The sequence below is a fragment of the Alteromonas sp. CH_MED4-4 genome (genome assembly GCF_037029575.1).
GTDB classification, from domain to species: domain Bacteria; phylum Pseudomonadota; class Gammaproteobacteria; order Enterobacterales; family Alteromonadaceae; genus Alteromonas; species Alteromonas macleodii.
The window spans coordinates 27,469-41,551 of sequence record NZ_JAYMEU010000011.1 but is presented as its reverse complement, the minus strand read 5'-3'; the positions used below and the strand labels follow the sequence as shown (position 1 = coordinate 41,551).

Genomic DNA, 14,083 nt, shown 5'->3' with positions numbered 1-14,083 from the left:
GAAGGCTCAAAGCACTCACATACTTTTGGGAATGCCTATTTGGTTTATGTACGCGTTGCCTATCTTATCATATCAGCTACGCGGCTCTAACAGCCAAGAAGACTCAAAACGCGAATGTTTCGATGATAATAAAAGGTAAAACGTTTACTTTGTTTTATTTATGTGAAAATATTGTTAATGAAATCTCATCTGACCACTTGATAATTAACTGAGAAAACTATGAAAACACGACTGATAATTCTACTGTCCATTGCCTTTTCAACGCTCTCTCTAAATGTTAAAGCTGAAGTAACTTTCCCTGATGCCGCCTTTAGTAATTTAGATTACGGTTTGTATTGGTTTGACTACAACGACGCAAAAAAAGCGAATGTTAATGAACCTAATCCATACTACAACGCCAATAATAAAACGGTCATCTACATTCACGGATGGCAAAACGGCTCGGTAACGGAGCGTCGTCGCGAGACGTTGAATCGTTCAAACTCGGGAGGACCTAACGAAGACCTCGCATGGTATTGGTTAGATAGAGGGTATAATGTAGGGATTCTGTATTGGAACCAGTTTGCAGATGAGTCTGAAGTTAAAGATGCTGAAGCCAAGATTCATTCGGCTTCTGGTCCTCGAAATATGCGCTGGAAGTCGTCAAATGGCAGCTACAGCTCGGGACCAAGCTCTTCGGTAACACAGTTACTTTACAACTCACTCACGAATGGAATGCCTAACTTTAATGGTAGCGAGCTCCGCATAGCGGGTCACTCTTTGGGGAATCAGCTCGCGCTTACTATTTCAGAGAAATTAGACGATGCGGTAAATAGAGGTGTTCTGACATCATCATATCGGCCAAATCGTATCGCATTGCTCGACCCTTTCTATTCCATAGGCGAAAAATCTTATCTGAATAACGATTGGACTGGTGAGAGAAGTAAAAGCATTGTTGATGCACTAAAAGCTAAGGGAATTGCCATTGAAGCGTATCGTAGCTTGCCGGTTACCAGCACATTTCTTGCTGGTGACAATAACGCTAGCCTAATGAATAGCATTGCATTTTCAGAGCTAAAACCATGGAATTTTTCTTGGTGGCAAGTGGCTGAGAAGCACGGTGCTGCAGTGACTCACTATTTTTGGTCACGAGCTTTCAGCCCGTTGACACTTGACGGAAGCAATACCCAAGTACCGAGCGCATCGGCGAGCAGTACCGTAATCAAAACGTGGATGAACAAGAATAAAGGCGTTATTCAAGACAGCGGTGCATACAGTGCCACACCTGCAGATGACGACTTCAAAGAAAAATCACGCTTATAGAAGTTAACATCAATCCACATTAGCAATGCATGCGTAATTAAGGTGTAATTAGGGGAACTTCAAAGGTGTGTTTAAGCACTTTTGAGATCAAGTGCCCATAGCCAAAATTAAAAATCACCGGAAATATCATAGTTACGCATGCAGTTTTCTCTTTTCGAGACCCCAGAAAACAATAGCTCATCTCATAAGCTCCCGCTGTCAGAGGGCGATGTCACTTATTTTCCTCACGCGCTATCAAAAAATGATGCAGATACTTTTTTTGAGTTACTGAAGGCCGAGTTACCCTGGCGTCAGGACTCGATCAGATTGTTTGGCAAGCCGGTAAAAATTCCCCGCCTTCAGAGCTGGCACGGCGATGACGATTGCACCTATACCTATTCGAATTTAACCATGTCGCCAAATCCGTGGACGAACAGCCTTTTAAGCATTAAGGATTGTTGTGAAGCGTTATGTGCTGCAACCCAAAATACAAAGTTCAACAGTGTGTTAGCGAATTGGTATCGTGACGGACAAGATAGCATGAGCTTTCATTCAGATGATGAGCCTGAGTTGGGTATAAACCCGGTTATTGCATCCGTCACCTTAGGTGAAGCAAGGCCCTTTGTTTTTAAGCACAAAGAAACAAAGGAAAAGTATACACAGGTGCTTGAGCACGGCAGTGTATTAATTATGGCAGGAACAACACAAAGTCATTATGTGCACGGTATTGCGAAGACGGCTAAGCCTATCGGTGGTAGAATTAATCTTACATTCCGACATCTTATTCACAGAACAAGGTAAGCCAAATGCAAGTAAAAGCGTTTCTGGAAACTACGATTGAAGCTGCACTTAACCCGAGTTTTCTCGAGGTTGTAGATGAGAGTTTTATGCACAATGTTCCAGAAGGGGCTCAGAGTCATTTCAAAGTAACGGTAGTGAGTAATGCTTTTGAGGGTAAGCGCTTAATAGCGAGACACAGAGAAATTAACGGTCTTGCGGCTGAAGCGCTGCAGGGGCCTGTTCATGCGTTGGCACTTCACACGTATACGCCGACAGAGTGGGAAGCTCGAGGTGGGCAATCTATGGTATCGCCAAACTGCCTAGGTGGTAGCAAGCACGACCAATAACGCTCTTTTTGTACTAAATGGAAGTAGATTTATGACAAGCAGTGAAACGAAAAACAGCGGCGCGCTAGCCTCTTACTTAGACATCATTAAAACACCCTCTATTCAGGTGTTACTACTTGGCACCGGTTTTTTGCTTATGATGTTGTTTGTCTACATGGGCGTGCTGACTACGTTTGACGATGCGTTATTCAATGTAATTAGTGAAGCAGGCAATGTATCGGGTTGGAAAGAAGACGCGCTTCGCGATATCACCGCGTTAGGCAGTAATACGGCACTTATCTTTGTCACGATTTCAGTTGCCGGAGCCTTGGCGATGGCCGGTGAAAAGAAAAAGGCACTGACTTTTTTGATTGCTGTTGCCGTGGGGATCGCAACGACTTTCTTACTCAAAGCTGGCATCGACAGGCCTCGTCCTCCGCTGCCCATGCAGGATGTAAGTGTGTATACACAAAGCTTCCCCTCTGCACATGCTACCTTATCTACGCTTGTTTATTTCTATATCGCCTATTTGTTAACGTACTTCACGCAAAACGCTTCAGTAAAAGTGTGGATCTACATGGCAGCCACCTTTCTTGTATTTTGTATTGGCTTAAGCCGCATTTTATTGGGCGTGCATTGGCCTAGCGACATTATTGCAGGGTGGTTTGCTGGTGGCAGTATGGCTGCCTTTTGCTTTTATATCATCAAGTGGAAACGCAAACTGCGTATAAAAGGCGAAGGTTAAACGTGCAAGATCTCAAACGGCTAGGCGACATTATTAAGCGGGATCCTTTTCGCATGCGTTGCCTTCGCGCTTTGAGAGCGCTCGATTTACCGCAAGGGTACATTGGTGCTGGATTTGTTCGAAATGCCATTTGGGATGAGTTACACGCAAGAGCGACACCAACTCCGCTTAACGATATTGATGTGATTTACTTTAGTGGTGAAATTAATCCGCCGCAAAGTGTTGCGAGTGCCGATAATACATTGGAATCAGTACCTCAACCGCAAGCTTACTCATCAAATTCTGCAGCTGCTAAACCAGGGCTGAAAGCACAAGAACAAGCCATAGAACGCGAGCTAGCGCGTATGGTTCCTCAAGCTAATTGGCAAGTTAAAAACCAAGCGCGTATGCACGTAGCTCACGAGCACGCTCCCTATCAAAATTGCCACGACGCTATTTCTTATTGGATAGAACGAGAAACCTGTGTTGCGGTTCGTCTTTTAGCCAATGATGATTTAGACATACTCGCGCCATTTGGCTTGGAAGCAAACTTCGCCGGCACCATAAGTATTAACCCAAAATATCCAAGGCCCGAAGTTTTTAAACAGCGACTAGCTTCTAAGAATTGGCTTACTGTTTGGCCTTTGTTGACTTTAATTTCTCCTTAAGAGCTAGAACGCGCTTAATTAAACTAGAAGTGACTCAATTGAGCGTAGCTACCTTTGAGCAGTAGTCTTTGTTGTAATATTTACTATCTTAGCGGCAATAGCCGCTATGGTCGTATTTTCGCTCATAGCTTGTTTTTGCAGTCGACGATACGCGTTATTTTCGCTTAATCCGAATTGCTCCATTACTACCAGTTTTGCTCGCCCAATCAGTTTTTGTTCCTGTATTGCACGCTTGGCCTCTTCGAGCTCCCGACCCATATCTTCTATGTGTTGGGCCTGTGAACGCAGTAAATCATAAAAAGAGCGGTGAGCAGATAAAGTCTTCGTTTGCTCGTTAAGTGATAGCGTTTTGATTTCGTCTTCTTTGGTGTCTTCCGCGAGTCCAGGCATACTTGGATCGAACAATAAGGTGAGCGGTGAGCCATCAGTAGCGTGTTCATCATTGAAGCGCGTAAGCAACTGCTGATGATTGGCCATCTCATTTTTTGCATTGGCGACTTTACTGTTAGCTTGCTGAGTAAGGGCCTCAGTGAGCGCCACTTCGATAGTCTGCATTGCATCCATTCGACGTGTTGCTACATCAAACCAAACTTCCGATATTTCTCCGGCAATCGGACTGCCGTCACCAAGCTGTGCAATCATATTTCTAAGCTGTGTAATATCGATTGCAGCAGGGCTTTTGTTCAACGCGTCTAATGCATCTTTATGCGGCTTACAGCTAAACTCACAGAATATACTGAAGTGATGTTCTTGGGCATGCTGAAGCGCGGCCAGCTTTTCACAAAGGCGAACATCGAAATGAGTTTCTGCGAAACCAATAGCGCCCCACGCCCGCTCCTGCCCAGCGTATTCTTTTGCCTGCATAAAATTGAACAGTGCAACCAATAAGCGAGTGATTGTTGGGTCGCTTGCAATATCTGCCGCTTCAAAAATAACCGTAAGCAAACTGGCAACTAGACGACTATATGCTCGTGTAGATTCCAGTGGTGTCAGCAGCTGCTTGCTTACTTGTTCTCTCAGTCTGGGCAGGTAGTCCGTCGCCTGCATAGCAAGTGTAATGCTGCTCAACAACCGCGGGTTACCCGTTGTGATCTCATCTGTCAGGTAGAGCGATTTCAAGTGGCTTTTCAACATTGACTCCGCTTGCTCGCTAGCACTGACGTACTGCATTCGCTCAGCGGCATAACGCTCGCCTTTTGAAGCAAGAAAGATATTGCTGGCCCCACGCTCTTTTTGCAGTTCATGAATAAGTTCTCGAACGGCAATTACAATTCGACAATTACTAGATAGTTGCTCAAGCACGGTTATTTCGGCGTGCTTGGCCGCTAGCAAAAAGCGCTTAGTGGCGTCGCTACAAAGCGCAATGGTCTGTTCTGGTTCATGAAGCATGTTAAGGCCTGCTAATCTTCGGTACACACGTTTCGAATTTTCTATTGATGAGTGCATCTATTGGCGAAACGTTTTTTGAAACTCTTTGCTCTTAGCCCCCTGCACTCAGCAGAGCAATACGTGTACCAAGCAACACTTATGCCCTGTTTATTAGAATTAATGAAGATAAGCGTTAGAGTGAACAAAAACGCCCGGAGTGCTGACATTTAGCGGCATGTGGTTCGGCTGGAATTTTAACTTAAGGTGACTTTATAAGGGGGGACGGGAAGGTTAGCGGCGTTAAGAGGGAAGTTGAGAGAGAAGAAGCTGCGCCAAAATGGTGCAGCCTCGCAAACTATGTGGTTTTGCTTTCCGGATTAGTTTCTGACTACGCGAAGAAACCAACCTACAAACAGTGAAATTAAGAAACCGAAGAAGGCAATCATTGTGGTGATAGTTAACATTTGCCCAGAAAAGTCAGCATTCTCGCCAGTGTGCTCGCTAACCAGCATTCCTGATGCTTTAAAGATGAACAATGCTGCTACAGAAAATAGTAAAATAACGGCGGTCGACATGATAGTGGCTTTCCAATAAGCCTTCGGCGACATCCAATGAATAGCGCCTGCCACTAGCACGCACAAAATAGTCAGAATATAAGGTACCACTTTAACTCCTCGTTGAATAAGACTTGTGCCTTATTGCGACGTCTTACCGTAGCCCCGTATTAGAAATCGAAGCGCATTGAACGACGCGGTTAATAAAAACCATTATACGATGCCATGTACGATGCAATTTGTCAGCATTCGCTATTAAATTAAGCCCTGAGACCGAACATGAAAAATTGACAAGCTCACAGCATTAGGAAAGGGGCAAAGAGCCCTGCGCTTATCACGTAAGCGCCAAGTAGTTCGGACTGGGGCCTGTTGATCTTTGCTGCACATCAACGTTCAACAGGTCCTAGTAACAATCTATTAAAAGATTTTGCGCTACAATGGTGATAGAATCGCCGAAAAAATCTCCTACCTACTTGGTGTTCTGCTTTAACGCGGTGTACGCCATGGTGGGTTGTTGTGTTTAACATCTTAGCTTCTGAGAGAACATGTTCGATTTAATTACCAGTAAAGACAGCAACGTTAAAAACGACGTGCTATCAGGTATTACCGTGGCGCTTGCCTTGGTCCCTGAAGCCGTTGCATTCGCATTTGTGGCCGGCGTAGAACCAATGATTGGTCTTTATGCGGCTTTCATGATGGGCTTAATCACTTCCGCTATTGGTGGCCGACCAGGAATGATTTCTGGTGCTACCGGCGCCATGGCCGTTGTAATGGTGGCACTGGTTGCCCAACACGGCGTGCAGTATTTATTTGCCGCGGTTATTTTGGCTGGTTTACTGCAAATAATGTGTGGTATTTTCAAGCTCGGAAAGTTTATACGTCTGGTCCCATATCCGGTAATGCTAGGCTTCGTAAATGGTTTGGCAATTGTTATTTTCTTGGCGCAATTAGGCCAGTTCAAAGTGACCAACGCAGCCGGTGAATTACAGTGGATGGAAGGTACGCTGTTATATTGGATGTTAGGGCTTGTGGCGCTAACTATGGCTATTATCTATTTACTACCAAAGCTAACCAAAGCTGTACCGGCGTCGCTTGTAGCGATTGTTACGGTAACCTTGTTAGTACACGGTCTTGACCTTGAAGCGCGCACTGTAATCGACTTTGTTCGCGATTTGCTACCAGCTGACCAGCGCGACACCGCGACGCTAGCGGGTGAACTTCCTAGCTTTGCTATTCCTATGGTGCCGTTCACCTGGGAAACCTTCATGATCATTTTGCCTACCTCAGTCATTCTTTGCTTGGTTGGTCTAATTGAGTCGCTTCTTACTCTTTCATTAATTGACGAAATGACAGATACCCGCGGGCGCGGCAACAAAGAGTGCGTTGGCCAAGGCGTTGCAAATACCGTAAACGGTTTCTTTGGCGGTATGGGCGGTTGCGCCATGATTGGTCAAAGTATGATTAATATTAACTCTGGTGGCCGTGGCCGCTTGTCTGGTATCACCGCGGCGGTTGTATTATTAGGCTTTATTCTATTTGCTGCTCCGCTAATTGAAATGATTCCTCTCGCTGCCCTTGTTGGCGTTATGTTCGTGGTGGTTATCGCTACATTTGAGTGGGCGTCATTCAGAATTATTCGCGGCGTAAACAAAGAAGATGCGTTCGTACTTTTCCTAGTAACAGGCGTTACCGTTATCGCTGATCTGGCTATTGCGGTTGTGGTGGGTGTTATCGTTTCAGCACTGGTGTTTGCATGGAAACACGCTCGTCATATTGAAGCGAGATCCCATATCGATAACGACGGTTGGAAAGTCTATGAGCTAGACGGCCCGCTGTTCTTTGGCTCGGTATCGCATTTCAAAGACCTGTTTGATATCGCCAACGACCCTAATGATGTAGTTATTGACTTTAAAGACTCTCGCATTTGGGATTCATCAGGTATCGATGCGCTAGATACCCTTGCTGACAAATACGAAGAGCAGGGTAAAAAGCTACACATTCGCCATATCAGTGATGAATGTCGCTCACTGCTTCGCAAGGCCGATAAGTTTGTTGAAATTAACGTGGTTGAAGACCCTCGCTACCGCGTAGCGACGGATAAGCTGGCCTAAGTTATTTGATAGCCTTAATGCACCAAGTAAACACAGTTTTGCGCTTGTTTGGTGCAGTTGTGAAGTCTGAATAATGCTTATTTTGTAGTAAATCAAATAAAAACAATTATTTACGGTTTTGGCACTGAACTTGGATAGCTATAAACGTAAAGTGTGTTTTGGTGATTTGTGTCAATCGCTGAAAATTGTGTGATTTATAACACTCCGTAAAATGTGTTAGCCGACCTAAACCGTTGGCAAAATAGGCAACGAAGCCCGCATCAACGAAAGTTGAAGCGGGCTTTTTTTTGTCCCGAAAAAAGGGGAATACCATGACTTCATTGGACTCAAAACCGCAAATTGTCGTCGTAGGCAACGGCATGGTGGGGCATCATTTTGTTGAGCAGCTTCACCAAAGCGATGCCAATGTAGAAATAACCGTTTTATGCGGCGAGTCACGCCTTGCGTACGACCGCGTTTATCTGTCGTCTTTTTTTAGCGGCGCGAGTGCTGATGACTTAGCGCTTACTACTCCCGCTCAGTACGCCGAGTGGGGCGTAAACGTAGTTACCAATGCCTTGGTTACCGATATAGACCGTGACAATAATAAAGTGACGACGTCGGAAGGGCAGGTGTTTAGCTACGATAAGCTTGTGTTAGCTACGGGCTCTTACCCATTTGTGCCACCCATTCCTGGCAACGATCAAGAGCATTGCTTGGTGTACCGTACTATAGACGATCTACTTGCTATTGAAGCGTCAGCAGCGGTGAGCAAAGTAGGGGTTGTCGTTGGCGGCGGTCTTCTAGGTTTAGAAGCCGCTAACGCACTAAAACAAGCCGGTCTAGACACCCACGTGGTAGAGTTTGCCCCGCAGCTTATGGCGGTACAGCTAGACCAAGCTGGTGGTAACGTGCTTAAAGATAAAATCGAAGCATTGGGCGTAATGGTTCACACCCAAAAGGCCACCCAAACTATCGAGGCTGGTGATACCTGCCGCTATAAAATGGTGTTTGCTGACGGCACTGCACTAGAAACTGACATGATTTTATTCTCTGCCGGTATTCGACCTTCCGATCAGCTTGGCAGAAAGTCAGCGCTAACACTGGGTGAGCGCGGCGGTATTGTCATTGATAACCATTGCGTGACGTCTGACCCAAACATTTACGCTGTGGGTGAATGTGCGCTGTGGGATAACAAAATCTTTGGTCTTGTTGCACCTGGCTACACCATGGCACGCACGGCCGTAAGTCATATTACAGGTGGCGATGCCGAGTTCGCTGGCGCAGATATGAGCACTAAACTCAAGCTAATGGGCGTAGAAGTGGGCTCAATTGGCGATGCCCATGAACGCACAGACGGAGCGCTTAGCTACACGTACTTAAATCAGCCCGAGGGCGTGTATAAAAAGCTGGTGGTAGATAGCGAGCAAAAGTACGTGCTTGGTGCTGTGCTCGTTGGCGATACCAGCGACTACGACACGCTCTTACAGTATGCACTTAATAATATTGAATTACCTGAACACCCAGAAAGCCTAATTCTGCCCTCATCCGATGCCGCACCGGCGTTAGGTGCCGATGCACTACCAGACACCGCGTCTATTTGTTCATGCTTAAATGTGACTAAGGGCGACATAGTTTCAGCCATTGAAGGCGGCTGTTGTAGCGTTGGTGATGTAAAAGGTGAAACTAAGGCCAGTACAGGTTGTGGAGGCTGTGCTGCCTTACTTAAAAATGTTGTGGATAGCGAACTTGAAAAGCGCGGTGTGGAAGTATCAAAAGCCATTTGTGAGCACTTCAACCATACCCGACAAGAGCTATTTCACATTGTTAAGGTAAACGGCATTCGCACCTTTGACGAGCTACTAGAGCAGCATGGTGAAGGTCTAGGGTGTGAAATTTGTAAGCCCGCTGTCGGCTCAATTTTAGCTTCGGTGTATAACGACTACATTCTTAAGGCTTCACATCTTCCTCTGCAAGACACCAACGATATCTACCTTGGCAACATGCAAAAAGATGGCACGTACTCGGTTGTACCGCGTGTACCTGGTGGCGAAATAACGCCTGAGAAGTTGATTCTGCTCGGCGAAGTGGCAAAAGAATACAACCTGTACACCAAGATCACGGGTGGTCAGCGCATTGATTTATTTGGAGCGCGCGTAGAGCACTTACCGGATATCTGGGAAAAACTGGTCGCTGGTGGTTTTGAAACCGGCCATGCTTACGCGAAGGCACTGCGTACCGTGAAATCGTGTGTGGGCAGCACATGGTGCCGCTACGGTGTACAGGATTCTGTTGGCACTGCCATTGACTTAGAGAATCGTTACAAAGGCTTACGTGCACCGCACAAAATTAAATTTGCCGTTTCGGGGTGTACCCGTGAGTGCGCAGAAGCCCAAAGCAAAGACATTGGTGTTATTGCTACCGAGCAAGGCTGGAACCTGTATGTTTGCGGAAATGGCGGTATGAAGCCTCGACATGCAGACCTGTTTGCCACCGATCTAGATACCGAAACCCTTATAAAGTACATCGACCGCGTGCTGATGTTTTATGTGAAAACGGCTGATCGCCTACAGCGCACATCGGTGTGGATGGACAACTTAGAAGGTGGGTTAGCTTACTTGCAAGACGTTGTGATAAACGATGCTCTTGGCATTAATGGTGAGCTTGAAGCACAGATGGATGCTGTGGTTGATGCTTATCAGTGCGAATGGAAAACCACCATTGAAAACCCTGAGTCGCGCAAGCGTTTCCGTCAATTCGTAAACAGCAATGCTAGCGACACCAATATTCAGTTTGTTTCAGAGCGAGGCCAGGTTCGCCCAGCTACTGAAGCTGAAAAAGTAGCAGGTAAAGATCAGTTCATTCCTGTCTCTATGGTATAGCCACTGGCTTATCAACCCTGTTAGGAGAATCAAATTATGTCAGCAGCGCAAAATGTAATGGCGTCAGAACCACAGCAAGTGCAATGGCACTATGTTTGTGAGACGAACGACTTAGTGACAAACAGTGGGGTTTGCGCCCTTGTCGACTCACAGCAAGTGGCAATTTTCAGTTTGAAGATAAACGGCGAAACCCAGGTTTTCGCCATTAGTAACTACGACCCTATTGGTAAAGCAAACGTACTCTATCGCGGGCTTCTAGGGTCGATAGGCGGTGCGCCTGTTGTTGCTTCGCCTCTATACAAAGAGCATTACTTTTTAGAAACCGGGCTGTGTAAAGAACACGACGATGTTTCCGTCACGGCTTACGCTGTGAAGGTAGAGGGCGAAAAGGTTTTTGTCGGTGTTTAAGCAAACTGCCTTTATTTGAACGCCCACATGAAAAAAGCCTTTTAGCAAAATGCATTCAAAAGCTGTGAAACCGAAAAAGGTAATGAAATGAATATGCCTACACGACAACCCGACATGATGTCTGAACAATTAAGACAAACAACATGCCCTTACTGCGGCGTAGGGTGTGGTGTAGATATCAGTTGCAACGTAAGCACGCGTGCCATAACCCTGGACACTGTTAAAGGCACGCCAGAGCATCCCGCCAATTATGGAAGATTGTGTGTCAAAGGAACAAACCTGCTTGAAACAAACGACATAAACGGTCGTTTGCTTCACCCAACCATGGCAGGTCAATCGGTGGATTGGGACACGGCCACCGATGTGATTGCGGATAAGATCACCTCTACCATTGCGCAGTATGGCGCGGATGCCGTTGCTTTTTATGTATCAGGTCAGCTTCTCACCGAAGACTATTACATTGCCAATAAGCTTATGAAAGGTTTCATCGGCAGTGCCAATATCGATACGAATTCACGCCTATGTATGTCATCAGCCGTTGCCGCGTACAAGCGAGCCTTCGGTGAAGATGTAGTGCCTTGCGATTACACCGATTTGGAATGTACAGATTTACTGGTGATCACCGGAAGTAATGCGGCGTGGGCGCACCCAGTGCTTTTTCAACGCATTCAGCGAGCAAAGCTGAAAAATCCGAATATGAAGGTCATTGTTGTTGACCCACGCAAAACCGAAACCTGTACCATTGCCGATTTACACCTTCCTATAAAGCCGGGTAGCGACGTAGCGCTATTTAACGGTTTACTCAGCTATGCAAACGCACAAGGTCGAATAGACAAATCCGCCGTTGAGACCTATGCCGAGGGACTTGAAGAAACGCTCAAAAGTGCAAATGCCTTAACGTTAGATGACGTTGCTGAAGTATGCGACCTGGACATTAACAGCATTAAGGCCTTCTTTGATGCCTTTTGTGAAGCCTCTAGCGTAGTTACTTTTTATTCTATGGGCGTGAACCAGTCTTCTGCTGGTGTGGATAAAGCCCAAGCCATTATCAACTGTCATTTAGCAATGGATTTAATTGCTAAAGACGGTTGTGGTCCGTTTTCAATTACTGGCCAGCCAAATGCCATGGGAGGGCGTGAAGTCGGTGGGTTAGCCAATATGCTAGCTGCTCATATGGACCTTGAAAACCCTGATCATATCAGCGCTGTTAAAACCTATTGGAATGCACCCGTCATGCCTAAAGGGCAGGGGCTTAAAGCAGTTGATTTGTTTAATGCAATTGAGAGTGGAAAGGTAAAGTTCGTTTGGATAATGGGGACTAACCCTGTTGTCAGTATGCCAAATCGCGGTCAAGTTGAGCGCGCACTTTCAAAGTGTGACATGGTGGTGGTGTCTGATATTGTTGAGTCTAACGATACGCTTAACTACGCGCACATTGCCCTTCCTGCCACGGGGTGGTCGGAAAAAGACGGCACGGTAACAAACTCAGAGCGCCGTATTTCACGTCAGCGCGGTATATTGCCCCCACCAGGTAGTGCAAAACACGATTGGCAAATACTATGCGAAGTGGCGGGTAAAATGGGCTTTGGCGAGGCATTTAATTTTACCCATTCGTCACAAATATTCTGCGAATACGCTGGGCTAACCGGCTATCAAAATAACGGTAAGCGACAATTAGACCTGTCACCTTTACAAGCGTTAAGTGAAGCTCAGTACAATGGGCTATCGCCTTTGCAGTGGCCTTTTCACACAGTTATAAAAGCTGAGAATACGGCCAGTTCTAATTCTAAATCTAACCCTAACCCTCGCCTTACCAGTAAACGTCCTTTTGAAGATAAACGGTTTTCAACCCCTAGTGGCAAAGCGAAACTTATTCCCGTAACTTACAGAGCGCCACTGCAGGTAACATCAGACGCTTATCCTTTTGTTGTGAACAGCGGCCGAGCGCGAGATCAGTGGCATACCATGACGCGCACGGGTAAAGCGGCAAAGTTACTGGCTCATATGCCAAGTGCTTGCGTGCATATCAACCCTAAAGACGCTGCTGAATTGGGCGTTGAAGATGGAAGCCTCGTTTCTCTTTCAAGTGCAGTGTGTAAAGACGCCCCTGTTATTTATCCGGTTAAAGCGGATACGGATATGCGCAAAGGGGAAGTATTCATTCCTATTCACTGGTCGGCGCAATGGGGTTCGCACAGTAAACTAGGCGCACTTTACGCCAGCGCGGTAGACCCTATTTCAGGGCAGCCAGAGTTAAAACACGCGGCGGTAGCTATCGCGCCTGCTCATTTCGCTACCTACGGCAAGCTCTTTGTTTCATCAGTAAACCAATCAGCACATAATTCAAAACTTAATCCGTTTAGTGAAGACGCACTAAAGCATGCGTGTGATTACTGGAATACGACACCGCTTGAAAGCACAGAGGCGTCTTCACCTTTAAATAACTCGGATGCAGCATTATCAGTATTGAATGTTGCTTCGAACAAAGGTCGTCGGGATTTTACCCAAGGGTTGATACCTCTGCTGCCGCAAAACGCGGTGCTATTGCAGTTTCATCATCATACATACTCAGTATGCCTTGCGCTTGTCGATGATACTCTTTGTTTCGCGGCGTTTTTGGGCGATGAGCCAGAAAAGGGTGAAAGGGCACCAGCAACTGCACATACAACAGCGCAGGCAGCGCCACATTCAAAAAGCACATGGTCAGTACCTAACGAATGGCTTGCCAGTCTTCTCAACACATCTATTTCTACAGACATACAGCGCAATTTAATACGTGGCCAAGTAGACGACGCATTTTTAAATGGTGATGTAGTTTGTAGCTGCTTTGAAGTGCGCGAAAAAACCATTACACATGCCATCGAAGAAGGCTGTAGTTCGGTGGCAGAGCTTGGTGAAGCATTAAAGTGTGGTACGAATTGTGGCTCGTGTAAGCCCGCCTTGTCTCAGCTGATAGACAAGCATTTAGTCATTGAAATTCAATCTGTTTAGGAGCGTTAAAT

11 protein-coding genes are annotated in these 14,083 nt (G+C 46.1%); 9 read left to right on the top strand and 2 right to left on the bottom strand.

Translation table 11 applies throughout. The annotated features are described in order from the left end of the window. Positions 1-219: 219 nt before the first annotated feature. From WA381_RS09590 to WA381_RS09570, 5 genes are all read left to right on the top strand, one after another. Positions 220-1,302, top strand: a complete 1,083-nt coding sequence (locus WA381_RS09590) for a hypothetical protein (protein ID WP_061439499.1) — start codon at positions 220-222, stop codon at positions 1,300-1,302. Between the two features lie 138 nt (positions 1,303-1,440). Further along, entirely contained in the window at positions 1,441-2,082 is a 642-nt protein-coding gene (locus WA381_RS09585; protein ID WP_039224473.1) for an alpha-ketoglutarate-dependent dioxygenase AlkB family protein, read from the top strand. 5 nt (positions 2,083-2,087) lie between these two features. Then, entirely contained in the window at positions 2,088-2,408 is a 321-nt protein-coding gene (locus WA381_RS09580; RefSeq protein WP_061439501.1) for a BolA family protein, read from the top strand. A gap of 31 nt (positions 2,409-2,439) precedes the next feature. Further along, positions 2,440-3,132, top strand: coding sequence for a phosphatase PAP2 family protein (locus tag WA381_RS09575; RefSeq protein ID WP_014948227.1), 693 nt, complete (start codon positions 2,440-2,442; stop codon positions 3,130-3,132). 2 nt (positions 3,133-3,134) lie between these two features. Further along, on the top strand, positions 3,135-3,779 hold the full coding sequence (locus WA381_RS09570; protein ID WP_156085931.1) for a nucleotidyltransferase family protein: 645 nt from the start codon (positions 3,135-3,137) through the stop codon (positions 3,777-3,779). A 48-nt stretch (positions 3,780-3,827) separates the two neighbouring features. Here WA381_RS09570 and WA381_RS09565 read toward each other — a convergent pair whose 3' ends face one another. Together WA381_RS09565 and WA381_RS09560 are read right to left on the bottom strand one after the other, a co-directional pair. Continuing rightward, the gene (locus WA381_RS09565) at positions 3,828-5,168 is read right to left on the bottom strand and encodes a nitrate regulatory protein (protein WP_061486924.1); all 1,341 of its coding nucleotides are present in this window, start codon (positions 5,166-5,168) and stop codon (positions 3,828-3,830) included. 356 nt (positions 5,169-5,524) lie between these two features. Next, on the bottom strand, positions 5,525-5,812 hold the full coding sequence (locus tag WA381_RS09560; protein ID WP_014948232.1) for a hypothetical protein: 288 nt from the start codon (positions 5,810-5,812) through the stop codon (positions 5,525-5,527). Positions 5,813-6,246: 434 nt separating this feature from the next. Here WA381_RS09560 and WA381_RS09555 point away from each other — a divergent pair, with 434 nt between their 5' ends. The 4 genes from WA381_RS09555 to WA381_RS09540 all read left to right on the top strand — a co-directional run bounded on the left by WA381_RS09555 (position 6,247) and on the right by WA381_RS09540 (position 14,072). After that, the gene (locus WA381_RS09555; RefSeq protein WP_014978293.1) at positions 6,247-7,812 is read left to right on the top strand and encodes a SulP family inorganic anion transporter; all 1,566 of its coding nucleotides are present in this window, start codon (positions 6,247-6,249) and stop codon (positions 7,810-7,812) included. 311 nt (positions 7,813-8,123) lie between these two features. Continuing rightward, complete coding sequence (gene nirB / locus WA381_RS09550) at positions 8,124-10,673, top strand: nitrite reductase large subunit NirB (protein WP_061439511.1); 2,550 nt, start codon at positions 8,124-8,126, stop codon at positions 10,671-10,673. A gap of 36 nt (positions 10,674-10,709) precedes the next feature. Further along, positions 10,710-11,081: a nitrite reductase small subunit NirD gene (gene nirD / locus WA381_RS09545; protein WP_014975661.1), complete on the top strand. Its 372-nt coding sequence runs from the start codon at positions 10,710-10,712 to the stop codon at positions 11,079-11,081. An 87-nt stretch (positions 11,082-11,168) separates the two neighbouring features. Continuing rightward, on the top strand, positions 11,169-14,072 hold the full coding sequence (locus WA381_RS09540; protein WP_061439513.1) for a nitrate reductase: 2,904 nt from the start codon (positions 11,169-11,171) through the stop codon (positions 14,070-14,072). The last annotated feature ends 11 nt before the right edge of the window (positions 14,073-14,083 follow it).